This is a genomic window from Mycolicibacterium sp. CBM1 (assembly GCF_054073305.1).
On the sequence record NZ_JBSXPP010000011.1, the window covers coordinates 76928 to 100128 of the forward strand.

Below are 23201 nucleotides of genomic sequence, written 5' to 3' on the forward strand. Positions count from 1 at the left end.
TCAGCTGCGTGCGTAGCCGATTGTAGGGTCCACCACGTGGCGCAGCGGCTCGCCGCGGAGCCACCGCGCGAGGTTGTCGGCGAAGACGGCCACCAAGTCATCCTCGAAACCGGCGTAATCACCTGAGATATGTGGTGAAACAAGGACATTCGGCATCGCCCACAACGGCGATTCGACGGGCAGCGGTTCGACGTCGAACACGTCGAGTGCCGCGCCCGCGATGATCCCGGTGCGCAGCGCGTCGACGAGGTCGGACTCGACCACCGTCGGTCCCCGACCGACGTTGACCAGGAACCCGCGCGGGCCCAGCGCCTCGAGCACGTCGGTGCCGACCAGTGCGGTGGTGGCTGGGGTCAGCGGCGCGGCCAGCACCAACAGGTCCACGTCGGCGGCCACCGAAACCAGTTCGTCACTGGCGCGAACGGCGCCGAAGCGGGCGTCGGTTCGGGCGGTTCGGCCAACGAGCGTGACGTCGACGTCCAGGCGGGCCAACCGCTCCGCGATGGTACGCCCGATGCTGCCGGTGCCGACGACGGCGGCGCGGCTACCGGCCAGCCGCCCGGTAGGCCGGTATTGCCAACGGGCCTCGCGCTGCAACGCCCAGCCGGCGGCGAGCCCCTTGACGTGGCTGAGCACCGCCCCGATCACCCATTCGGCGATCGGGACGTCGAAGACGCCGGGGGAATTGGTCAGCGTGACGCCTGCCAGCTGCGGGCAGATGAGCCGGTTGACGCCGACCGATGCCGCTTGCACCCAGCGCACCTGCGGGGCCCGGTCGAGCAGCGGCCCGAGGTCGGCGAAGCGGTGATCCCAGACGTAGAGCACCCGCGCCCCAGCCAGTTGCGCGTCGGTGGGTGAGGCGCCGACCTCGACGATGTCCACGCCGTCGTGGATCTCGCCGGGGACGAGATGCAGCGGCGCCGGCGGCAATTCGGGATCCGGCTCGGTGAGGACCAACACGCGCGGACGGCTCGGCATGGTTGCTCCGTTCGTCTCGCCACACGCCATGACGTCGATTTCGATAGTCTATCTCCAGACGAAAAGTGACTGCTCTGCTGATTTTTCGATGCCAGGGAGGTGCGGGGCGAGATGTCCAGTACCAGTTCCGGACCTGAGGTGTTCCTCGACCCGGCCGGCTTCGAGCCGGTGATCGCCGACATCGGCGAGCGGCGCGAACACCGCAAGCGCCGGCTGGCGCTGGCCTACCGCGTCTTCGGCGCGATGGGCTGGGGTGCGTTGGGGGACGGGCATATCTCGGCTCGCGACCCAGAACGGACCGACTGCTTCTGGCTGGGCCGCTACGGTGTGCCGTTCAAGTTCATGACCACCGAGGATCTGGTGCTGGTCCGTGCCGATGGGACGGTCGAAGGCGGTGGGTACATCAACGAGGCCGCCTACTTCATCCACGCCCCGCTGCATGAGGCCCGCCCGGACGTGATCGCCGCCGCCCACTGTCACACCCCCTACGGCACACCGTTTTCCGCGATGGTCACCCCGTTGGCGCCGATTTCCCAGGAGGCGTGCGCGTTCTTCGACGACCACGAGATCTTCGACGACGAGGAGGTCAACATCGCCTCGACCGACGGCGGCAAGCGCATCGCGGCGGCCATGGGCGGTGCGCGGGGCGCGATCCTGCGCAACCACGGCCTGCTGACGGTGGGTGCCAGCGTCGACGAGGCGGTGGGCTTCTTCCTGATGATGGAGCGCAGCGCCGAGGTTCAGGTCAAGGCCCGCGACGCCAAGCCGATCGGGGCACCGGCGGCCCGTACCGCGCACGGCACCCTCGACGAGGTCGCCGCGTGGCAGGCCTTCCAGTGGGCGCAGCGCACCTATCTGCCCGCCGGAGCGTGAGCGTCGAACCGAGGCGCTACAGCGTGTCGTCGAGTTAGTTGCGGCCCAGAGCCGCCCGGGTGTCGGCGACGATCCGCTGGGGCCAATGGCAAGGCTGCTCGGCGTAGCGGTATCCATCTAACCCGCTGTCAGCCGCGGGACCTGTCGGCCACCATCAGGCTGACGAGATCGAACACCACGGTGGCCGCGGCGATCGAGGTGATCTCGGCGTGGTCGTAGGCGGGGGACACCTCGACGACGTCGGCACCGACGATGTCGATCCCGGTCAGCGACCGCAGCATTCGCAGCAGTTCACGCGAGGTCAGACCGCCCGATTCCGGGGTTCCGGTGCCCGGGGCGAAGGCGGGGTCGAGAACGTCGATGTCGATCGACAAGTACACGGGCAGATCGCTCACCCGGCGGGCGACGATGTCGACCGCGGTGTCGATCCCGAGGACGTCGAGGTCTCCGGCCCGGATGATGCGGAAGCCCATCCGCGCGTCGTCCTCGAGGTCCATCCGGTCGTAGATCGGGCCGCGGATGCCGACGTGGATTGAGTGGTCGGCGACCAGCAAGCCCTCCTCGAAGGCGCGCCGGAAGATGGTGCCGTGGGTGACCGGCGCGTTGAAGTAGGTGTCCCAGGTGTCCAGATGGGCGTCGAAATGGACCAGGGCGAGCGGCCCGTGGACGGCGTGCAGGGCGCGCAGGTTGGGCAGCGCGACGGTGTGGTCGCCGCCGATGGCGACGACCTTGCGTGCCCGGTCGCCGATGATCTGCCGCACTCCGTGTTGGATCTGGATGCACGCCTCGTCGATGTCGAACGGGGTGATGGTCACGTCCCCGGCGTCGACGATCTGTACCTCCTCCAGTGGCGCCACACCGAGTTCGACGTGGAAGCCGGGGCGCAGGGTGCGGGCGGCCTGCCGGACCGCCATCGGCCCGAACCGGGCGCCGGGCCGGTACGAGGTGCCGCCGTCGAACGGCAGGCCCACGATGGCGATCTCGTAGTCGGTCACCTCGTGGATGTCGGCGATTCGGGCGAAGGTGCCCTTGCCGGCGTAGCGGGGGATCTGGGTCGACGGGACGGCGCCGACGGGTGTGCCGGACATCAGTGGATCTGCCTTTCTCGGTGGTGGTCAGTGAGCGTGCAGGGCGATGACGGCCTTGAACGCGTGGCGCAGGGTGGCCCGGATGCGCCGCTTGTCGACCGGGCCCAGCGGGCGGTAGAGGTTGTCGATCTCCAGCCCCGCCATCACCGCCATGACGGTGCGGGCGTCGAGCTCTGGCTGACGTGATCCCAGCTCACGGAACAACCGGCTCAGCGCCGGAACCATTGCCGTGTACCAGGCTTCGAACATCGGCCGCAGCCGTTCGTCGCGGCTGGCCTCGGTGACCAGTTCGTAGCGGGTGACGATTGCCCCCGCCGGTTCGCTGAACCCGTCGATGATCATGTCGGCCATCAGGTCGGCCAGTGCCTCGGGCGTCATCGACGGTTCCAACAGGTTGGCCGTCAGCACGACGCGCTCGATCTCCCGGTCGGACAGTTGTTGGAAGGCCTGGGCGATCAGGTCGGACTTGTCGCCGAAGTAGTAGCTCAGCGCACCGAGCGGGATCTGGGCCTGGGCGGCCACCAGCCGCATCGACAGTCCGGCCAGGCCGACTTGGGCCATGACTTCGATGGCCGCGTCGATGATCTCGGTTCGCCGCGCGGCGCCACGGGCGGTGTTGCCTGTGTTGCGTTGTGGTTCAGCCGACTGCGTGCCAGACACCTTTGTCATGGCTCTGCTTGTCATGGCCTGGTCAACCGTGGAACTTCAGGGTCGAGAAGTCGGTGTCCCACATCCAGGCCGGCTGGCTCTGCCAGCCGGAGTAGCCCTTGCGGGCGGCGACGGTGTTGTGCAGGTCGGCGATGTTCAACCAGCACAGGGAATCCCGGTACGTCGTGGCGGCGTCGATGTAGAGGGCCTGGGACTTGGCCGGGTCGGGCTCGAGACTTCCCGCGTCCAGGAGCTTGTCGGCATCGGGCACCGAGCAGCCCTGGATGTTGACCGGCCCGTTCGTGTATTGGTAGATCCGCGACCAGGTGTCGGGGTGGGCTGCGTCGGGGTTCATCGATGCCAGCATCAAATCCGGTCGCTGGTCCGGGTTTTCGGTCAGGGCGAAGAACTGGGCCAGTGGGAAGTCGCGGATCGTCGCTTTCAGCCCGGCCTGCTGCAGGATCACCTGTAGCTGGTTGGCCAGTTCCTGCAGGCTGCTGTCGCCGGTGGGATAGCCGATCTGTACGGCGCCGCCGCCCTTGCCGACCGCGGCCAGCTTCGCCGGGTCGTAGTCGTGCCTGTCGGGTACCGCCCCGTCGGGCAGCATTCCGATGGGATAGAACTGTGTCGACGGTGTGCCCTGCTCGCCGAATGCCGACGTGGTCGGCGCGGCCGGGTCCAGGGCGGCGGCCAGCGCCGCCCTGGCATCGCGCGGGCCGAAGACCGCGGAGTTCGGATTGACCATGATAATGGCCTTGACCAAGGCGTTTTCCTGCAATACCTCGGTGTTCGGCCCGGCCGCCAGTGCCTCATAGTCGCCCTTGGACAGCCCGTGCAGCACCATGTCGAGCTCGCCGTTGCCCAATTCGAGGCGTTGTACCGCCGAGGCCGTGATCACCGGCATCTGCACCGAGGTGACCTGTGGCGCGTCGCCCCAGTAATTCTTGTTCGCCGCCATCGTGTAGTGGCTGGCCGGCACCGCTTCGGTCAGTTCGTATGGGCCGGTCCCGGCGGTGTGGGCCGCCAGCCACGCCGAGGCGTGGTCGTTACCGGTGGTGTGCTGGGCCACCGCGGTGGGGCTTGTCATCAGCGGACCGTAGGGCGAGGCTAGGTAATCCAGGAACGGCGCAACGGGTTTGGTGAGGGTGACGACGAAGGTGTGCGGATCGGGCGTCTGCATGTCCTTGACGTCGGCGAGCATGTAGGCCGGGCCGCCCGCCATGTCGACGCGGCGCTGGAAGCTGGCCTTGGCCGCCGCGGAGTCGAACGGTGTGCCGTCGGCGAACGTGACGCCGTCGCGCAGGGTGAAGGTGTACGTCAACCCGTCCGGACTGACCTCCCACTTGGTCGCCAGCAGGGGCGCGATCTTCGTCGACCCCGGCGCGTACTGCAGCAGCCCCTGATAGGTCGAGGTCATGATCAGCAGGCCCTCGGGCTGGTAGAAGGTGTCGGGGTCCAGCGGCGGAGGATCCGACATCAGCGGGGTGCGCACGGTCGACGCCGTCGCCCCGGCGTTGGTCGGCGCATTGGTCTTGCTCGAGCAGGCGGTGCTGGCCACCAACAGCGCGGTGATCACGAGAGGCGCTACGCCCGAGGTGAACTTCATCTTGAGAACTCCTGGCACTCGCGGCATTCCGACGGTTGCGACTGAGTTTCAAGTGGCCTGATTTCGCGCGTGTGACATGGCGGTTACCGCCTTGTACGAACGTCCAAGTATTGGACGTTTGACCTAGAAATGGCCGCCGCGGCCCCTTACTGTCGGCGGCATCTCGTGAAACGAGAAGTGAAATATGAAGGGAGCACCCGCAATGCCTACATCGGTGCCCGATGCGTTCTCCCTGGCCGGGCAGGTGGCCCTGGTCACCGGCGCCAGCAGTGAACTCGGTATCGGCTTTGGATCTGCCCGGCTACTGGGTCAGCTGGGTGCCGCGGTGATGGTGACCGGCACGACCGAGCGTGTGTACGAGCGGGCCCAGGAATTGCAGGCCGAGGGGATCGTGTCCGGTTCGCACATCGCCGACCTGTTCGACCGGGACGCGGCCGCCGGGCTGGTGCGGGCCACCGAGGCCACCTTTGGCAGGCTCGACATCCTGGTCAACAACGCAGGATTGGCGTCGGTCAACAGCCCCGAGGCGCCCAACCCGCTGATGGCGATGACCGACGAGGAGTGGTCGCTGGCGCTGCGGCGCAACCTCGACAGCGCGTTCTACGTCACGCGGGCCGCGCTGCCCGGGATGGTCGAGCGGGGCTACGGGCGCATCGTCAACGTGGGATCGACGGCGGGCGCGCTCACCGCCTACCGCGGCGACGTGGGCTACCACACCGCAAAGGCCGCAATGCTGGGGATGACCCGCTCGCTCGCCGTCGACTATGCGCGCAACGGCATCACCGCGAACCTGGTGCTGCCGGGATGGACCGCCACGGCCGCCCAGTTGCCCTCCGAGGTGGCGGCCGGCAACGCCACGCCGATCGGGCGCTCGGCCACCGCGGCCGAGGTCGCCGTCGGCGTCGGGTTCCTGGCCGCTCCGGGAGCCTCTTACGTCACCGGGACCACGCTGATCATCGACGGCGGCAATTCGATCTGCGGTGCGACCGCGGGGGAGTGAACCGCCGTCGGCTATTGCCCGGGCGGGGGTAGACGCAGTACGAGCCGGGCACCGCCCAACGGACTGGTCTCCAATGATGCTCTGCCGCTGTGTAATTCGGCCTGTTGAGCCACCAGCGCCAGGCCCAGGCCGGACCCGGAGCGCGATGCCGTCGACCCGCGGGCGAAGCGCTCGAAGACCGCCGTCCGCTCGACTTCGGGTACGCCCCGGCCGTTGTCGTCGATGGCGATCTGCACACCGTCGCGGGAGCTGACCGCCGAAAGCCGCACCCGCGTCGCGCCACCGTGCTTGACCGCATTGGCGATGGCGTTGTCCACCGCGAGCCGCAGCCCGGCGGGCAGGCCGATGATGATGCACGTCGGCGACGGCGCCAGCGACACCTCCAAGTCCGGGTAGACCCGCATCGCATCGTGCGCAGCTCGGTCGAGCAACTCGGTGATGTCGACGGGCACATGGTCGGCCTCGGTCGAAAGTTCGCCCTGGGCAAGGCGTTCCAGTGCGGTCAGGGTGGCTTCGATGCGGCTCTGGGTGCGCACCACGTCGCCGAGGACCTCGCGGCGCTGCTCGTCGGTCATGTCCATGGTGGCCAGCACCTCGAGGTTGGTGCGCATGGCGGTCAGCGGGGTACGCAGTTCGTGGGCCGAGACCGCTGCGAAGTCGCGGGCGGAGGCCAGCGCCGCCTTGGTGCGGTCCTGCTCGGTCCAGATCCGCTCGATCAATCCCTTCAGTGCCTCACCGATCTCCACCGCCTCGGTGGCGCCGCCGATGTCGACGTCGGGCGCCTTGTCGCCTGCCTCGATCTGCCGGGTCTGGGCGGCCAGGCGGCGGAAGGGCCGCACCGCGAAGGTGGCCAGTAACCAGCCCAGCAGGCCCGCCGCGCCGATGGCGAACACACAGATCATCAACACCCGCCGGTGCAGGTTGTTGGTATCGGCGATGGTGTCGTCGTAGGTCGCCCCGACTTCCAGCGTGGTGGCCTCCGGGTAGGAGAGCCGCACCGTGCGCACCCGGTATTTCACACCGTCGACATAGGTGGTCGCGTAATCGGCGTCGAGTCTGGGCAGCACCACCGTCGAATTGGACCGGACCTGGTCGCCCCGGCGGACCGTGATGACCACGTCCTGGTCGTTGGGTGAGGGCGGAATCTGGTCGAGTCCGCGCGGGACGAACGGCACCGCGAAGCCCGCGGCCTCGTCCAACCGGCGGTCCAGCCGCTCGAGTCGGTCGTTGGTGATGCCGATCCAGACGATGGTGCCGACGATCGTCACCACGATGGCCGCCCCGAGGGCCGTCGCGAACGCCACCCGGGTACGCAGCGACGGCGTGCGGCGGAAGACCCGCGCCAGCATCACGACCCGGTCGAGGAGGTCATTGGGTGCGTAGTACGAAGCCCACACCGCGCACGGTGTGCAGCAGGCGGGGCGCGCCGCCGGCCTCCAGCTTGCGGCGCAGGTAGCCGATGAAGACATCGACGACGTTGGTGTCCGCGGCGAAGTCGTAACCCCACACCAGCTCGAGCAGCTGTGCCCGGCTCAGCACGGCGGTCTTGTGCTCGGCGAGCACGGCCAGCAGGTCGAACTCCCGCTTGGTCAGGTCGACGTCGACGCCGTTGACCCTGGCTCGGCGGCCCGGGATGTCGACCTCGAGCGGGCCCACCTGGATGGTCTCGGAGGAGAACGTGGCCGTCGCCCCGCGCCGGCGCAGCAGCGCCTTGACACGCGCGACCAGTTCGGCCAGCACGAACGGCTTGACCAGATAGTCGTCCGCGCCGGCTTCCAGCCCAGCGACCCGGTCGTCCACCGAGCTGCGGGCCGAGAGCACGCACACCGGCACGTCGTTGTCCATGGCGCGCAGCGCAGTCACCACGCTGACCCCGTCGAGCACCGGCATGTTGATGTCGAGCACGATCGCGTCGGGCCGCGTCTCGGTTGCCGAGCGCAGCGCCTCGGCTCCGTCGACGGCGGTGGCCACCTCGAATCCGGAGAGCCGCAGGCCGCGCTCCAGCGATGCGAGAACGTCGGGATCGTCGTCGACCACGAGCACGCGGGGTGCGGCTGAACCACTGTCCATGGGCCCCATCTTGCCTGATCGACGGCCGTCCGGGTGGGAGGCCGACCCGGACACGGCGACGGCGATGGAAGGCTTTGACCTCAATCGTTGTTGAGCTTCTACCGTAGGGCTGTGGCGGTCGATAACCGATTGCCTCGCGTGCGATCATCGATTCAGGGGGTCGACCGCGGTCGCGTGCGCTGACGTTCCGGACTGATCTTGGCCCGGTTCTGTCGGTGCCGCCGCATATCTTTCTGGCAGAGGTCGATGGCGAGGGACGGGTTGACGCGGTGGGCGAGATGACTTCCGAACCGGGTGTTCGCCCGGCTCCGGCCATCGCCGCGCCGCGCCGCGATGCCCGCGGGGTGTCCGATCTGCTGCGGCTGCTGCCCTATCTGATGCCGTATCGGGCGCGCTGGATCGCGATGCTCATCGTCGCCATCACCAGCCTGGTGGCCACCGTCGCGATCCCGTTGATGACCAAGGCCGTCATCGACGGCCCGGTCCGGCATCGAGACCAGCACGGGTTGTGGTTGGTCGGCGCGGCCGCGATGTCGGTGGGGGTGTCCGAGGCGCTGTTGTGGTTGATTCGGCGCTGGCTGGTGGCCCGCGCGACGATGGGGGTGGAGGCCGATATCCGCAAGGATCTCTACGCCCGCCTGCAGATCCTGCCGATGTCTTTTCACGGCCGCTGGCAGTCGGGTCAGCTGTTGTCGCGAATCATGAACGACCTCAACACTATTCGGCGTCTGCTGTCGTTCGGTTTGGTGTTCCTGATCCTCAACATCCTGCAGATCACGGTGGTCACGATCATCCTGCTGGCCATGTACTGGCCGCTGGGTGTCGTGGTGCTGGTCTCTATCGTGCCGATCACCCTGACCGTGCTGCACTTCGAGCGCACGTTCAGCCGGTTGTCGCGCGAGGCGCAGGACCAGGCAGGCCACGTCGCGACCCACGTCGAGGAGTCCGCGCTGGGCCTGCGCGCCGTGAAGTCGTTCGGCCGCGAGGACTACATCTTCGACCGCTTCGACGAGCAGGCCGGCAAGCTCTACGACACGCAGATCCAGAAGGTCGCGGTGTCGGCGAAGTTCTGGACGCTGCTCGAGGTCATCCCCAACCTGACGTTGATCGTGGTCCTGGGTTTCGGCGCCTATGCCGCGGGCCACGGCCTGGTCACCCTGGGCACTCTGGTGGCCTTCATCACGATGATGCTCTCGCTGGTCTGGCCGATCGCGTCGCTCGGTTTCCTGCTGTCGATGACCCAGGAATCGATGACCGCGGCCAACCGGATCGCCGAGATCTTCGACGCGCCCCGCGAGATCTCCGATGGGCCCGGCACGGTCGCGCCGCGCGTCGGCCGGCTGGAGCTGGTGGACGTCGGCTTTCGCTTCCCCGATACGGAGACGTTTGCGCTGCGCCACGTCAATGTCACCGTCGAACCGGGGGAGACCCTGGCACTGGTGGGCGCCACCGGTTCGGGAAAGTCGGTGCTGGCCGCGCTGCTGCCCAGGCTCTACGACGTCACCGAGGGTGCGATCCGCATCGACGGCACCGATATCCGCGACCTGTCACTGAACGCGCTACGGGAGAGCGTCGCCACCGCCTTCGAGGACCCGACGCTGTTCTCCATGTCGGCGGCAGAGAACCTGCGGTTGGGGCGCCCTGAAGCGACCGACGACGATCTCGCCAGGGCCATCGAGATCTCCGCCGCGCAGTTCGTCTACGACCTGCCCTACGGGCTGCAGACCCGCATCGGCGAGCAGGGCATGAGCCTGTCCGGCGGTCAGCGTCAACGGCTTTCGCTGGCCCGCGCCATCCTGGCCGCACCGCGCATCCTGGTGCTCGACGACACCCTGTCCGCGCTCGACGTCCACACCGAGGCGGCCGTCACGGCTGCCTTGCGGCGGGTGCTCGGCGAGGTCACCGCCGTGGTGGTCGCCCACCGGGCCTCGACGGTTCTGTTGGCCGACAAGGTCGCGCTGCTCGATACCGTCGACGGCGCCGGCACCATCACCCACGTCGGCACCCACGCCGAACTGTTGGCAGGAGTCCCGGGCTACCGCTACCTGTTGGCCGCCGACGACGAACTGGACGACGGCTGCGCGCCGCGGCCCGACTGGGCGGACGACGACGAGCGGCAGCGGCTGGACCGCGCCTACGAGGAGGCGTGCGAAGAGCGCGACGCCGCCCGTGGGTCGGTCGACTACGCCGGCTCGGAAGGGCGTCGGCGATGACCACCACGGAGTGGCGGGGCCGCCTCGACGAAGAGCCCGACGACTTGCCGATCGACGATGCCGTCCCACGTCGCCGCGAGGCCCGCGCACTGCTCGGCTCGTTGCTGCGTCCCTTTCGGGTGACGGTCGGTCTGCTGGCGCTCGTCGTGGTCGTGGAAAACGCGGCGCGGCTGTCGGTGCCGCTGTTGGTGCAGCGCGGTATCGACCACGCGATCCCACCCCTGCTGGCTGGTGGTTCGGCGCGTGAACTGGTCATCGTCGTCGCAGCGCTCTGCGGCGTGGTGGCACTGCAGGCGATCAGCCGGCTGCTGTTCCTCAACCGGTCCGGGCGGATCGGCCAGCGAGTGCTGCTGGAAGTGCGCCGCCGGGTGTTCCGGCATTTCCAGCGCCTCGACGTCGCCTTCCACGACCGGTACACCTCGGGTCGCGTGGTCAGCCGGCTGACCAACGACGTCGAGGCGATCCAGGACATGCTGGAGACCGGGTTCGACAGCCTGATCACCGCGGTGCTGACGCTGTTCGGCACCGCCATCTTGCTGGTCGCCCTCGATGTCCGGCTCGGGCTGATGTGCCTGGCCGCCTTCCCGATCCTGGTCGTCTTGGTGTGGTGGTTCTCGGCGGAGTCGGCCAAGACCTACCGCCAGGTGCGGGAGAGCGCCGCACTGGTGATCGTGCAGTTCGTCGAGACCATGACCGGGATCAAGGCGGTGCAGGCCTACCGCCGCGAGCGGCGCAACCAGGAGATCTTCGACGACGTCGCCGACCGCTACCGTGCCGACAACGAGCGGACGTTCCGGCTGCTGGCGATCTTCATGCCCGCGGTGAAGCTCGTGGGCAACCTCACCACCGGCCTGGTGCTGCTCTACGGCGGCTACCGGGCGCTGCACGGGCAGATGACCATTGGCACGCTGGCCGCGTTTCTGCTCTACCTGCGGATGTTCTTCGAGCCGATGCAGGAGATCTCGCAGTTCTTCAACACTTTCCAGTCGGCTTCCTCGGCGCTGGAGAAGCTCGCCGGCGTTCTTGCCGAGAAGCCGGCCATCGCCGACTCGCCCCGGCCGACGCACCTGGAGCAGGTTCGCGGCGAGATCGCTTTCCGCGACGTGAACTTCAGCTACACCCCCGGCCGGCCGGTGTTGCCCGGGCTGTCACTGGTCGTGCCGGCCGGGCAGACCATCGCACTGGTCGGCACCACCGGTGCGGGCAAGACCACCATCGCCAAGCTGATCGCCCGGTTCTACGACCCGACGTCGGGCGCGGTCACCCTCGACGGCGTCGATCTGCGTGACTTCGCACAGCGCGACCTGCGCCGCCACGTGGTGATGGTGACCCAGGAGAACTTCCTGTTCTCCGGGACCGTCGCCGACAACATCCGGTTCGGCCGGCCGTCGGCATCGGACGCCGAGGTGCACGCGGCGGCGGCCGCGGTGGGGGCCGACGAGTTCATCGCGGCACTGCCCGAGGGCTTTGACACCGATGTCGCCACTCGCGGGGGACGGCTGTCCGCCGGGCAGCGACAGCTGATCGCCTTCGCGCGGGCGTTCCTCGCCGACCCGGTGGTGCTGATCCTCGACGAGGCGACCTCCTCGCTGGACATTCCCAGCGAACGTTTGGTGCAGCGGGCGCTGCGCACGGTGCTCGCCGACCGCACCGCGTTGATCATCGCCCACCGGCTGTCCACGGTTGAGATCGCCGAGCGGGTGTTGGTGCTCGAGCACGGCCGCATCGTCGAGGACGGCCCGCCCGGTGAGCTCATCGACTCGCAGGGCCGCTACGCCGCCCTGCACCGGGCCTGGCTGGAGTCGCTGGCCTGACGTCTGCGCGGGTCGGCCTGCTGTCAGAGCCCCTCGATGACCTCTGCGAGCCGTGCCGAACGGGGCGCCAGCACGTCGAATACTCCGATCGCTTTCACCTTCACCGCCTCCTGTCGGAGGTGGGCGACCAACTCGGGGTAGCCCGGTTCGGAAGGCTGCAGGGTTTCCAACCGCTTCGCATTGGCGACCCATGCGGCCACCGTGCCCTTGCGTACCTCCATGCCGTCGAGCACGGTGGAGTCGATGTCGTCGGCCAGTATGTCTCGGGCGCTGGTTATTCTGTCCATGATTCCGCTTTCTTTGGCGCGCAAGCCCTTCGCGGGCAATGAGTGCAGTTTGCACGCAGGATGACAGAGTACCGAAGACTGCGTGCAATCGTCACGCACCTGGTGGGGTTCTCCCGTACCATTCGGCCCATGGTTGGCCCGTCTGCCGCAGCGCGCGTGCAATCGGCTCTGGGAAGGCTGTTGCAGCGCGGCACCCGCACCCATCTGTACGACCGACTGGTCGGCGGTGTCGCAGGGGTGGACGCGACTTTGTACCCCGTGCTCTCCGGTGTGGGGCGTACCGGTCCGATCAGTGCGACTGAGCTCGCATCGATGATCGGCCTGGACCGCACGGCCACGACCCGGTATGCGACCCGGCTGCAGTCCGCTGGTCTGGTCGCCCGCACGCCCGACCCGGCCGACGCTCGGGCGACTCTGCTGGAGTTGACCCCGTCGGGCCGCAAGGCGGTCGCCAGGATGCGCGGCAACCTCACTCGGGTGATCGCTGAGATCCTCGACGACTGGACCGAATCCAGAGCCGAGGAGTTCGCCGACGCGTTGGACGAGTTCGTCGCGCGGCTGGAGAGCCGCGAGTAAGCCGTTCCTGACCTGCCGAGTCCCCTGTTGCGGCGGAGCCTTCCTCGGTGTGATGCCCAAACGCGGGTCCGGTGGCCCACGCTCTCGGATACTCGACGTCATGCAGCGCTACGTCGATCGCGCCGAGGCGGGCCGCCGGCTGGCCGATTCGCTGCAGTCCTACCGCGGCCGCGACGTCGTCGTCCTGGGCCTGCCGCGCGGGGGAGTGCCGGTGGCCGCCGAGGTCGCCGCGGCGCTGGGCGCCCCGCTCGACGTCCTGGTGGTGCGCAAACTGGGTATGCCCGACCAACCCGAGCTGGCCTTCGGTGCCATCGGTGAAGGTGGAGTCCGGGTGCTCAACGAGGCGGTGCTGGCTCAGGTGCCGCTCGACGGATCCGAGATCGCCCGCGTCGAAGCCGCCGAACGTGCCGAGCTGCAGCGCCGGGTACGCCGCTACCGCGGCGTGCGGAGCGCCGTGCCGCTCACCGGCCGGGTGGTGGTGATCGTCGACGACGGGTTCGCCACCGGCGCCACCGCCCGAGCGGGGTGTCTGGTGGCCCGGGCCCGCGGCGCCGCAACGGTCGTGCTCGCCGCGCCGATCGGTGCGCGCGATGCCGTCGCCGCGCTGCGTGAGTGCGCCGACGAGGTGGTGTGCCCCGCGATGCCGGCCCACTTCCACGCCGTCGGGCAGGGATACCGGAGCTTCGCCCAGACCTCCGACGATCAGGTGTGCGCCGCGCTGCAGTGCGCTGATCCCGGCTTTACGCAAGGATGAGTTAATCAGCGATGCAAGCGATGTAGGGGCACTACCCCTCAGTGACTATCCAAGGCCGAACGTGGCCGTCGACACCGCGCTGCTGACCCTCGACCCGGACGACCCGGAGCTGCTGGTTCTGCAGGTGCGCCGCGCCGACGCACCCGGCTGGGCATTGCCCGGCACTTTCCTGCACCCCGGTGAACGGCTGGCCGACGCCGTGGAGCGATCGCTGCGGGCCACGGCCGGCGTGCACGGTCTGCGGCCGCGCCAGCTGCACGTGTTCGACGACCCCCGGCGCGACGACCGCGGCTGGGCACTGTCGGTGGCCCATGTCGAGGTCGTACCGATCCGGCGGCTGGACTCGCGGATGCCGGTTCAGACCCGGATGGTCCCGGTCGCCCGTCCCGGTCGGCTGCGCTATGGACACGGCGAGATCATCGCCCGCGCACTGGGCGACGTGCGGCAGCGCTATGCCGACCGGCCCGACCCCGACCATCTGCTGGGCCGCCAGTTCACCCTCGGTGAGTTGCACAAGGTCCACCAGGCGGTGGCCGGCAGGCCGCTCCAGCGCGACCGGTTCCGGCGACTGATGAAGCCGCTGCTGCGGCCCACCGGCCACCTGGTCACCCGGACCGGGGGCCGGCCCGCGGAGCTGTTCCGGCGCAATGCCTAACCAGGCAAGCCGATCCGCCGGTAGCGCTCCAGCCGGGTCGAGTACCGCCGCTCGGCCGGCATATCCCGCAGGTCGTGGATCTCCCGGGCGATCACGGCCGCGAGTCGGTGCGCGAACTCCACCGGTTCGTCGGCGGCGTCGGGGTGTTCGGGGACGATGGCGTCGACGATGCCGTTGCGCAGCAGTTCGACCGACCGAACGCCTTGTGCGGCAGCAAGTTCGGCGGCGTGGTCGGTGTCGCGGAACACGATGGCACTGGCGCCCTCCGGGGGCAGCGGTGCCAGCCAGCCGTGCTGGGCGGCCAGCACCCGGTCGGCGGGGACCATCGCCAGCGCCGGGCCGCCGCTGCCCTGGCCGAGCAGCACCGACACCGTCGGGGTGTCCAGGGTCACCAGGTCGGACAGACAGCGGGCGATCTCGCCGGCCAGCCCGTCCTGTTCGGCTTCGGCGGACAGCGCCGGCCCGGCGGTGTCGATCACCAGGACCAGCGGCAGTCGCAGCCCGGCGGCCAGCGCCATGCCCCGGCGGGCCTCGCGCAGCGCCGCGGGACCGACCACACCGCCGACCACCCGGCGCTGGCCGACCACCACGGCGGGCTGGCCGCCGAAACGGGCCAGCGCCAGGACCGTGCTGGCCGCCTCGCCGTGGGTGCCGGAGAGCAGCACCCGGTCGGTGGCACCTTCGCGCAGCAACCAGCTCACGCCGGGCCGGTCGGGCCGCCGCGACGCGATGACGGAGTCCCACGCCGCAATGTCGGGGATCTGTTCGTCGGGAACCGCCGCCGGCGGTGGGCCCGGTGCGTCGGTGATGACGGTCAATGCCCGGTCCAGCGTCGGGCGCAGCGCCTCGATGCCGACCACCGCGTCGATCACACCGTGCCGCAGCAGGTTCTCGGCGGTCTGCACACCCGGCGGGAACGGTTCACCGTAGAGCTGCTCGTACACCCGCGGGCCCAGGAAACCGATCAGGGCGCCTGGCTGGGCGACGGTGATGTGCCCCAGCGAACCCCATGAGGCGAACACCCCGCCGGTGGTGGGGTGGCGCAGGTAGACCAGATACGGCAGATGCGCCCGTTTGTGCTGGGTGACCGCGGCGGCGATCTTCACCATCTGCAGGAACGCCACCGTGCCTTCCTGCATGCGGGTGCCGCCCGAGCTCGGCGAGGCCAGCAGCGGCAGGCGCTCGGCCGTCGCGCGCTGCACCGCGGCGGTGATGCGCTCGGCGGCGGCCACCCCGATCGAACCGGCCAGGAAGTCGAACTCGCAGGCCACCACGGCCACCCGTCGGCCGAACACGGTGCCCTCGCCGGTCAGCACGGCCTCGTCGAGACCGGTTGCGGCGCGGGCGCGCTCGAGCTCGCGGGTGTAGGCAGCGTCCGCCGAGACCGTCAGCGGGGTGTCGTCCCAGCTTCGGAACGATCCCGGGTCCAGCGCGGCGTCGCGCATCTGCACCGCCCCGATCCGGCTCACCAGACGAGGCTAACCGGCCAGTAGGCTCGTGCCCATGATCGGTATCAACCGCGTGGGGGATGTCACCACGATCGAGCTGCAGCGGCCGGAGCGGCGCAACGCGCTCAACTCCGAGCTCGTCGACACGTTGCGGGAAGCGGTGCAGAAGGCCGCCGAGGACGACGTCCGCGCCATTGTGCTGACCGGCCAAGGAACGGTGTTCTGTGCCGGCGCCGACCTGTCCGGCGACGTCTTCGCCGCCGACTTCCCGGACCGGGCGATCGCGCTGAACAAAGCCATCGACGCGGTCCCGGTGCCGGTCATCGCGGCGATCAACGGCCCGGCGATCGGTGCCGGCGTTCAGCTGGCGATGATCTGCGATCTGCGGGTGGTGGCACCGGGTGCGTACTTCCAGTTCCCGATCGCCAGATACGGCCTGGCGTTGGACAACTGGAGCGTGCGCCGGCTGACGTCGCTGGTCGGCTACGGCCGGGCGCGCGGGATGCTGCTGGCCGCCGAGAAGCTGGACGCCGAGACCGCTCTGATGACGGGGATGGCCAATCGGATCGGTGACGTGGCCGACGCACAGGCTTGGGCCGCCGAGATCGCGGGCCTGGCGCCGCTGTCGCTGCAGGCCTCCAAGCGTGTGCTCAACGACGACGGCGCCTACGAGGAGCAGTGGCCCACCCACAAGGAGCTGTTCGACAAGGCGTGGGGCAGCCAGGACGTCATCGAGGCGCAGGTGGCGCGCATCGAGAAGCGGCCGGCCAAGTTCAAGGGCGCCTGAGTTGTGTCCGGTCGTCCCCGGGTCGCTTCGCTCCTGCCCTCCGGCCTTCCCCGGGTCGCTTCGCTCCTGCCCTCCGGCCTTCCCCGGGTCGCTTCGCTCCTGCCCTCCGGTCGGGCGGCGCTGCGACTAGCTGCCGGGACGGCCTCGCTGGCCGCCGGCGGGTGGGTGCTGCGCGCTCTGCACGACACCCCGGCCTCACTCGGCGCCGGTCCCGGCGCGATCCGGCTGGTCGCCGACGGTTCGGCGCACTACCGCGACGGGGTCTTCCACAATCTGGATCCCGCCTCGCCGCTGCGGCTGGACACCGAGGAGAACCGGCTGATCCTGTTCGACATGCTGTCGTCTCGTTCGGTCAGCCGCCCGCAGGGAACCATCCCGCTGGCCGAACAGCACGAGCCGGCCGGCGCTGCCGAGCTCGCCGTCCGCTGGCTGGGCCATTCGACGGTGTTGGTCGAGCTCGACGGCTATCGGGTGCTAACCGATCCGATCTTCAGCGAGCGCTGCTCCCCGTCCCGCACGGTCGGCCCGCAGCGGCTGCATCCGGTGCCCGAGCCGTTGGAGGCCCTGCCCGCGCTGGACGCGGTGGTGGTCAGCCACGACCACTACGACCACCTCGACATGGACACCGTGCTGGCGTTGGTCCGCACCCAGCGCGCTCCCTTCGTCGTCCCGCTGGGCGTCGGAGCCCATCTGCGGCAGTGGCGGGTCCCGGCCGAACGCATCATTGAGCTGGACTGGGACGAGCAGACCCGGATCGGTGACCTGAGGCTGGTGTGCACACCGGCGAGGCATTTCTCCGGGCGGTTCCTGTCCCGCGACACCACCCTGTGGTCGTCCTGGGCGATCCTCGGCCCACGCCACCGGGTGTACTTCGGCGGCGACACCGGCTACACCCACAGCTTCGCGCGCATCGGCGCCGACCACGGCCCCTTCGACCTGACCCTGATGCCCATCGGTGCCTACAACAAGGCCTGGCCGGACATCCATATGGATCCCGAAGAGGCGGTGCGCGCCCACCGGGACGTGACCGACGCCGGGCTGCTGATCCCGATCCACTGGTGCACCTTCCGGCTGGCTCCGCATCCGTGGGCCGAGCCAGTCGAGCGGCTGTTGGTGGCCGCCGACGAAGCTAGCGTGCCGGTCGCCGTTCCGAAACCCGGCGGCCGGGTCGTCGGCCCGACCCCCGCCGGGGCGGCAATAGAACGCTGGTGGCAGCTCTGACGCACTACGGTGCATGTCATGTCCGCACTGGCAAGAAGCGCCGCGATCGTCGTCCTGCTGGCTGTCCTGACCGGGTGTAGCGCGACCCACACCGCCACCACATCCGGGCCCGCCAAGCCCGCGTCGGATCAGCCGCCCCCGCTGGTCCCTGCGCTGGCGTTGCCGGACAACGCGGTGGCCGCCGCGGTGGCCAAACTGGACGGCATCGCCGACGAGCTGATGAAGTCCTCGGGCATTCCGGGCATGGCTGTCGCCGTCGTTCACGGCGGAAAGACGGTGTACGCCAAAGGCTTCGGAGTCAAGGACACCAGCAGGCCGGCCGACGAACCGGGCAACAAGGTCGATCCGGACACGGTGTTCCAGCTGGCATCGGTGTCCAAGCCGATCGGTGCCACGGTGATCGCCCATCAAGTCGGCCAGAACGCGATCGGCTGGGACACCCCGGTGGTGGACAAGCTGCCGTGGTTCGCGCTGTCGGACCCCGCGGTCACCAGGATGGTCACCATCGGCGACCTCTACTCGCACCGCTCCGGTCTGCCCGATCACGCCGGCGACAAGCTGGAGGATTTGGGCTACGACCGGCGCTACATCCTTCAGCGACTGCGCGCCCTGCCGCTGAACCCGTTCCGAATCTCATACGCCTACACCAACTTCGGAATCACCGCGGCTGCTGAAGCGGTCGCCGCTGGGGCCGGTCAGTCCTGGGAGGACCTCAGCGAGCAGGTGCTCTACCGGCCGCTGGGGATGACCTCGACCAGCTCCCGGTTCGCCGACTACGAAGCCAGGACGGACAAGGCCCTCGGGCACATCCACGTCGACGGCAAGTACCAGCCGCTCTACCGGCGCGACGCCGATCCCGAGGCCCCCGCGGGCGGCGTCAGCTCCTCGGTCAACGACCTGACCCACTGGTTGGCCATGGTGCTGGCGGACGGCACCTACGACGGCAGGCAGATCGTCGAGCCGGCCGCGCTGTTGCCCGCGGTCACACCGCAGATCGTGTCCAGCCCGCCGAGCGAACCCGCGATGCGCAGCGGCTTCTACGGTTACGGATTCAACGTCGGCACCACCTCGGCGGCTCGGGTCCAACTGAGCCACTCGGGAGCCTTCGAACTCGGCGCCGGAACCAACTTCGTCGCCATCCCCTCGGCCGACGTCGCGATCGTCGCGCTGACCAACGCCACCCCGTCGGGGATCCCCGAGACCCTCACCGCGGAGTTCGCCGACCTCGTCCAATTCGGCGAGGTCCGTGAGGACTGGCGCAAGCTCTACGGTGACGCATTCGCCGACATGGACCGACCGGTCGGTGCGCTGGTCGGCAAGGCGCCACCGGCCGCCCCCGCCCCGGCCAAGCCGCTCGCCGCCTACACCGGCACTTACCGCAACGACTACTGGGGAGCGGCCACGGTCTCCGAGTCCGGGGGCAAGCTGACGCTCTCACTGGGACCGCGACCGGACACCGTGGCGCTCACGCACTGGGACGGCGATGTGTTCACCTTCGGTTTCGTCAACGAGAACTCCCCTCCGGGAAGCGTTTCCACGGCGACGTTCGACGGCCAGAAGCTGACCCTGGAGTACTACGACGAGGACAAGATGGGGACTTTCACCAGATGACCGTCGATGTCGCCACCGGCCTGTCCGACGCCGACGTAGCCGCCCGCGTTGCGCAGGGCAAGGCCAACGACGTTCCGTCCCGGGCGTCACGCAGCGTATCGGAGATCGTGCGGGCCAACGTGTTCACCCGCATCAACGCCATCCTCGGCGTGCTGCTGCTGATCGTGCTGGCCACCGGTTCGCTGATCAACGGCATGTTCGGGCTGCTGATCATCGCCAACAGCGGCATCGGCATCGTCCAGGAGCTGCGGGCCAAGAAGACCCTGGACAACCTCGCCATCGTCGGGCAGGCCAAGCCGGCCGTGCGACGGCAGTCCGGCACGAAAGCCTTGGCGCCCAACGAGGTGGTGCTCGATGACGTCATCGAACTCGGCCCCGGCGACCAGGTCGTCGTAGACGGGGAGCTGCTCGAGGCAGCCGCCCTCGAAGTCGACGAATCACTGCTGACCGGCGAGGCCGACGCCATCGCCAAGCATGCCGGCGATCCGGTGATGTCGGGCAGCTTTGTGGTCGCCGGGAGCGGCGCCTACCGCGCCACCAAGGTCGGGCGCGAAGCCTACGCAGCCCGGCTCGCCGAGGAGGCGAGCAAGTTCACCCTGGTGAAATCCGAACTGCGCAGCGGCATCAACAAGATCCTGCAGTTCATCACCTACCTGCTGTGGCCCACCGGTCTGCTGGTTATCTACACCCAGCTGTTCACGACCTCGGTCGGGTGGCAGCAATCGGTGCTGCGGATGGTCGGCGCACTGGTGCCGATGGTGCCCGAGGGGCTGGTCCTGATGACGTCGATCGCCTTCGCCGTCGGCGTGATTCGCCTGGGCCGCAGGCAGTGTCTGGTCCAGGAACTACCCGCCATCGAGGGACTGGCCCGCGTCGACGTGGTGTGCGCCGACAAGACCGGCACGCTCACCGAGAACGGCATGCGCCTGTCCGAGCTGACCGCGGTGGGCGCGGAGCAGACCGACCGGCTTACCGACGTGCTGGCCTCGCTGGCCGCTGACGACCCCAGACCCAATGCCAGCATGCAGGCCATCGCGGAGGCCTATCCGGACGCGCCGGGATGGACAGCGACAGCCATTGCACCGTTCAAATCGGCCACCAAGTGGAGTGGGATGTCCTACGGCGAGCACGGCAACTGGCTCATCGGTGCCCCCGATGTCCTGCTCGACGCGGCTTCACCGATTGCCGCGCAGGCCGAACAGATCGGTGCCCGCGGGTTGCGGGTGCTGTTGCTCGGCGCCAGCGACGAGCCGGTGGACAGTCCGCAGGCGCCAGGACGGGTCACCCCCGCCGGGCTGGTGGTGCTCGAGCAACGGGTCCGCCCGGATGCCCGGCAGACCTTGGAATACTTTGCTTCCCAGCAGGTCTCGGTCAAGGTGATCTCCGGCGACAACGCCGTGTCGGTTGCGGCGGTCGCCGGTTCGCTGGGTCTCGATGGCGAGACCATGGACGCCAGACAATTGCCGTCCGACCCCGAGGAACTGGCCCAGGTGATGGGCGAGTACACCACGTTCGGCCGGGTGCGCCCGGACCAGAAGCGCGCGATGGTGCACGCGCTGCAGTCGCGCGACCACACCGTCGCAATGACCGGCGACGGCGTCAACGACGTACTGGCCCTCAAGGACGCCGACATCGGGGTGGCGATGGGGTCGGGCAGCCCGGCATCGCGCGCGGTGGCCCAGATCGTGTTGCTGGACAACAAGTTCGCCACTCTGCCCTATGTGGTCGGGGAGGGCCGGCGGGTGATCGGCAACATCGAGCGAGTGTCCAACCTGTTCCTCACCAAGACCGTCTACTCGGTGCTCCTGGCGCTGTTGGTCGGGTTTGCGGGACTCTCGCACAAGCTGTTCGGCACCGAACCGCTGCTGTATCCCTTCCAGCCGATCCACGTCACCATCGCGGCGTGGTTCACCATCGGCATCCCCGCCTTCATCCTGTCGCTGGCACCCAACAGCGAGCGCGCACGTACCGGGTTCGTCCGCCGCGTCATGACCTCGGCGCTGCCGTCGGGTGTCGTGGTCGGCCTTGCGACGTTCTCCTCGTACCTGATCGCCTACCACGGCCGCAACGCGACGACCGTCGAGCAGACACAGGCCTCCACCGCCGCGCTGATCACCCTGCTGATGGGAGCGCTGTGGGTGCTGGCCGTCGTGGCCCGGCCCTACCAATGGTGGCGGGTGGCACTGGTGGCCGTATCCGGGCTGGCCTATGTCGTGATCTTCGCCATACCGCTGGCCCGCGAGACGTTCCTGCTCGATCCGTCCAACCTCGAGGTGACCGCTGTGGGGTTGGCGCTGGGGCTGGTGGCGGCGGGCCTGATCGAGATCATCTGGTGGGTGCAGGGCCGGGTGCTGGGTGAACCGCGGATTTTGTGGCGAAGCGAAGCCACGGGGCAAAATTGAACCGATGATCGACTGAAAGAGGGGACAGTGATGGGATTCCTCGACAAGGCCCTCGGCAAGACAAAGCAGGTCTTGGCCGAGAACGCCGACAAGGTGGAGCAGGCCATCGAGAAGGCTGGTGACGTCATCGACGAGAAGACCCAGGGCAAGTACTCGGGCGCCGTCGACAAGATGCAGGAAGCTGCCCGCAACGCCGTCGAGGCGAACCGGACCGACTCCGGCGAACAGCAGGGCTGACGGTGGCGAAACTCTCGGTGTCGGTAGATGTTCCGCTGCCTCCCGAGCAGGCCTGGCAGCACGCCTCCGACCTGTCGCGCTACAAGGACTGGCTGAGCATCCACCGGGTGTGGCGCTCCAAGCTGCCCGACACCCTGGACAAGGGCACCGTGGTGGAGTCCATCGTCGAGGTCAAGGGCATGGCCAACCGGGTCAAGTGGACGATCGTCCACTTCAAACCGCCGGAGGCGATGACCCTCAACGGCGTCGGTGTCGGCGGGGTCAAGGTCAAGCTGATGGGCAAGGTGCGGCCACACGACCGCGACGCCGACTCCTCGGTGGTGACCATGGACGTCCACCTAGGTGGGCCGGCGTTGTTCGGCCCGATCGGCATGCTGGTAGCCGGGGCACTGCGCGGCGACATCCAGGAGTCGCTGAACCGGTTCGTGACGGTCTTCGCGCCAAGCTGACTCAGGTCTGGCTGACTCGGCGCGGGGTCGGGTAGGGGTGGGCTCGTTGCACGACGCGGCGGACGGGGCCGGCCGAGGGGTGTCGCGCCTGATCGGTGCGCGCCGCCTCGCCGCCGAGGAACCGGCGTTCGAGCCCGGCGATGAGGTCCTGCACCGACCGGCGTTCGCGCTCGGCGCCGCGGATCATTCCGCGGATGCGCCGGGCCTGCGTCTGCTCACCGCGGCGCTGGTAACGCTCCAGTGCCGCCCCGTAGGTGGCGAGGTCGGCGTCGAGCTGCTCGCACTGCGCGCGCAGCATCTCCCGCAAGTGTTCGGCCTGAAGCCGATTCGCGGAGTCGGGCGCCCGGTAACCGGCGTCCGGATGGCTCGGTGGTGTCACGGGCGAACTGTATCCGACCCCGACAACGGTCGCTGACCGGGTGTAACCTGCTGCGCCGGTGCAGTTGTGTGTTCACCGTATGGATGGCTTCTCGACATTCGGCGT

General features: G+C 68.9%; 21 protein-coding genes and 1 pseudogene. 13 read left to right on the forward strand and 9 right to left on the reverse strand.

Annotated features, from left to right (window positions below):
* Positions 1-978 (reverse strand): D-2-hydroxyacid dehydrogenase, encoded by a 978-nt coding sequence (locus tag ACXDF8_RS15930; RefSeq protein ID WP_457224240.1) that lies wholly within the window; start codon positions 976-978, stop codon positions 1-3.
* 111 nt (positions 979-1089) lie between these two features.
* On the opposite strand from ACXDF8_RS15930, the gene ACXDF8_RS15935 reads away from it, so the two are divergent.
* A complete protein-coding gene (locus ACXDF8_RS15935) occupies positions 1090-1851 on the forward strand; it encodes a class II aldolase/adducin family protein (RefSeq protein ID WP_457224241.1) in 762 nt (253 codons plus the stop codon).
* A gap of 128 nt (positions 1852-1979) precedes the next feature.
* Here ACXDF8_RS15935 and speB read toward each other — a convergent pair whose 3' ends face one another.
* From speB to ACXDF8_RS15950, 3 genes are read right to left on the reverse strand one after another with little or no spacing between them, the layout of a single operon-like run.
* The gene (gene speB / locus ACXDF8_RS15940; RefSeq protein ID WP_457224242.1) at positions 1980-2939 is read right to left on the reverse strand and encodes an agmatinase; all 960 of its coding nucleotides are present in this window, start codon (positions 2937-2939) and stop codon (positions 1980-1982) included.
* A 27-nt stretch (positions 2940-2966) separates the two neighbouring features.
* Positions 2967-3608 carry a TetR/AcrR family transcriptional regulator gene (locus ACXDF8_RS15945; RefSeq protein ID WP_457224243.1) on the reverse strand — a complete coding sequence of 214 codons (642 nt, stop codon included), beginning with the start codon at positions 3606-3608 and terminating at the stop codon, positions 2967-2969.
* Between the two features lie 22 nt (positions 3609-3630).
* The gene (locus ACXDF8_RS15950; RefSeq protein WP_457224244.1) at positions 3631-5193 is read right to left on the reverse strand and encodes an ABC transporter substrate-binding protein; all 1563 of its coding nucleotides are present in this window, start codon (positions 5191-5193) and stop codon (positions 3631-3633) included.
* A gap of 202 nt (positions 5194-5395) precedes the next feature.
* Here ACXDF8_RS15950 and ACXDF8_RS15955 point away from each other — a divergent pair, with 202 nt between their 5' ends.
* Complete coding sequence (locus ACXDF8_RS15955; protein WP_457224245.1) at positions 5396-6193, forward strand: SDR family NAD(P)-dependent oxidoreductase; 798 nt, start codon at positions 5396-5398, stop codon at positions 6191-6193.
* Between the two features lie 11 nt (positions 6194-6204).
* On the opposite strand, the gene ACXDF8_RS15960 is transcribed toward ACXDF8_RS15955, so the two are convergent.
* Positions 6205-7542, reverse strand: a complete 1338-nt coding sequence (locus ACXDF8_RS15960; protein ID WP_457224343.1) for a HAMP domain-containing sensor histidine kinase — start codon at positions 7540-7542, stop codon at positions 6205-6207.
* Between the two features lie 19 nt (positions 7543-7561).
* Positions 7562-8272, reverse strand: a complete 711-nt coding sequence (prrA, locus tag ACXDF8_RS15965) for a two-component system response regulator PrrA (protein ID WP_457224246.1) — start codon at positions 8270-8272, stop codon at positions 7562-7564.
* A 269-nt stretch (positions 8273-8541) separates the two neighbouring features.
* Here prrA and ACXDF8_RS15970 point away from each other — a divergent pair, with 269 nt between their 5' ends.
* Both ACXDF8_RS15970 and ACXDF8_RS15975 read left to right on the forward strand, forming a co-directional pair.
* A complete protein-coding gene (locus tag ACXDF8_RS15970; RefSeq protein ID WP_457224247.1) occupies positions 8542-10476 on the forward strand; it encodes an ABC transporter ATP-binding protein in 1935 nt (644 codons plus the stop codon).
* Positions 10473-12290, forward strand: a complete 1818-nt coding sequence (locus tag ACXDF8_RS15975; protein ID WP_457224248.1) for an ABC transporter ATP-binding protein — start codon at positions 10473-10475, stop codon at positions 12288-12290. Before ACXDF8_RS15970 ends, ACXDF8_RS15975 begins: the two co-directional genes overlap by 4 nt.
* A gap of 23 nt (positions 12291-12313) precedes the next feature.
* On the opposite strand, the gene ACXDF8_RS15980 is transcribed toward ACXDF8_RS15975, so the two are convergent.
* Positions 12314-12577: a hypothetical protein gene (locus tag ACXDF8_RS15980; RefSeq protein ID WP_457224249.1), complete on the reverse strand. Its 264-nt coding sequence runs from the start codon at positions 12575-12577 to the stop codon at positions 12314-12316.
* Positions 12578-12706: 129 nt separating this feature from the next.
* On the opposite strand from ACXDF8_RS15980, the gene ACXDF8_RS15985 reads away from it, so the two are divergent.
* From ACXDF8_RS15985 to ACXDF8_RS15995, 3 genes and pseudogenes are all read left to right on the forward strand, one after another.
* Complete coding sequence (locus ACXDF8_RS15985) at positions 12707-13153, forward strand: MarR family winged helix-turn-helix transcriptional regulator (protein WP_457224250.1); 447 nt, start codon at positions 12707-12709, stop codon at positions 13151-13153.
* Between the two features lie 100 nt (positions 13154-13253).
* Positions 13254-13901: pseudogene (locus ACXDF8_RS15990) on the forward strand (phosphoribosyltransferase); the annotation flags it as partial.
* 67 nt (positions 13902-13968) lie between these two features.
* The gene (locus ACXDF8_RS15995; RefSeq protein ID WP_457224251.1) at positions 13969-14562 is read left to right on the forward strand and encodes an NUDIX hydrolase; all 594 of its coding nucleotides are present in this window, start codon (positions 13969-13971) and stop codon (positions 14560-14562) included.
* On the opposite strand, the gene ACXDF8_RS16000 is transcribed toward ACXDF8_RS15995, so the two are convergent.
* Complete coding sequence (locus ACXDF8_RS16000) at positions 14559-16031, reverse strand: carboxyl transferase domain-containing protein (RefSeq protein WP_457224252.1); 1473 nt, start codon at positions 16029-16031, stop codon at positions 14559-14561. The two genes, ACXDF8_RS15995 and ACXDF8_RS16000, sit on opposite strands and share 4 nt — an antisense overlap.
* Before the next feature lie 34 nt (positions 16032-16065).
* On the opposite strand from ACXDF8_RS16000, the gene ACXDF8_RS16005 reads away from it, so the two are divergent.
* From ACXDF8_RS16005 to ACXDF8_RS16030, 6 genes are all read left to right on the forward strand, one after another.
* Positions 16066-16797 (forward strand): enoyl-CoA hydratase, encoded by a 732-nt coding sequence (locus ACXDF8_RS16005; RefSeq protein ID WP_457224253.1) that lies wholly within the window; start codon positions 16066-16068, stop codon positions 16795-16797.
* Between the two features lie 99 nt (positions 16798-16896).
* Positions 16897-18018 carry an MBL fold metallo-hydrolase gene (locus tag ACXDF8_RS16010; protein WP_457224344.1) on the forward strand — a complete coding sequence of 374 codons (1122 nt, stop codon included), beginning with the start codon at positions 16897-16899 and terminating at the stop codon, positions 18016-18018.
* 18 nt (positions 18019-18036) lie between these two features.
* Positions 18037-19629 carry a serine hydrolase gene (locus ACXDF8_RS16015; protein ID WP_457224254.1) on the forward strand — a complete coding sequence of 531 codons (1593 nt, stop codon included), beginning with the start codon at positions 18037-18039 and terminating at the stop codon, positions 19627-19629.
* Positions 19626-22031, forward strand: a complete 2406-nt coding sequence (locus tag ACXDF8_RS16020; RefSeq protein ID WP_457224255.1) for a cation-translocating P-type ATPase — start codon at positions 19626-19628, stop codon at positions 22029-22031. Before ACXDF8_RS16015 ends, ACXDF8_RS16020 begins: the two co-directional genes overlap by 4 nt.
* Positions 22032-22061: 30 nt before the next feature.
* Entirely contained in the window at positions 22062-22268 is a 207-nt protein-coding gene (locus ACXDF8_RS16025; protein ID WP_457224256.1) for an antitoxin, read from the forward strand.
* 2 nt (positions 22269-22270) lie between these two features.
* Complete coding sequence (locus tag ACXDF8_RS16030) at positions 22271-22717, forward strand: type II toxin-antitoxin system Rv0910 family toxin (RefSeq protein ID WP_457224257.1); 447 nt, start codon at positions 22271-22273, stop codon at positions 22715-22717.
* A gap of 1 nt (position 22718) precedes the next feature.
* Here ACXDF8_RS16030 and ACXDF8_RS16035 read toward each other — a convergent pair whose 3' ends face one another.
* Entirely contained in the window at positions 22719-23096 is a 378-nt protein-coding gene (locus ACXDF8_RS16035; RefSeq protein WP_457224258.1) for a hypothetical protein, read from the reverse strand.
* Positions 23097-23201: the final 105 nt, after the last annotated feature.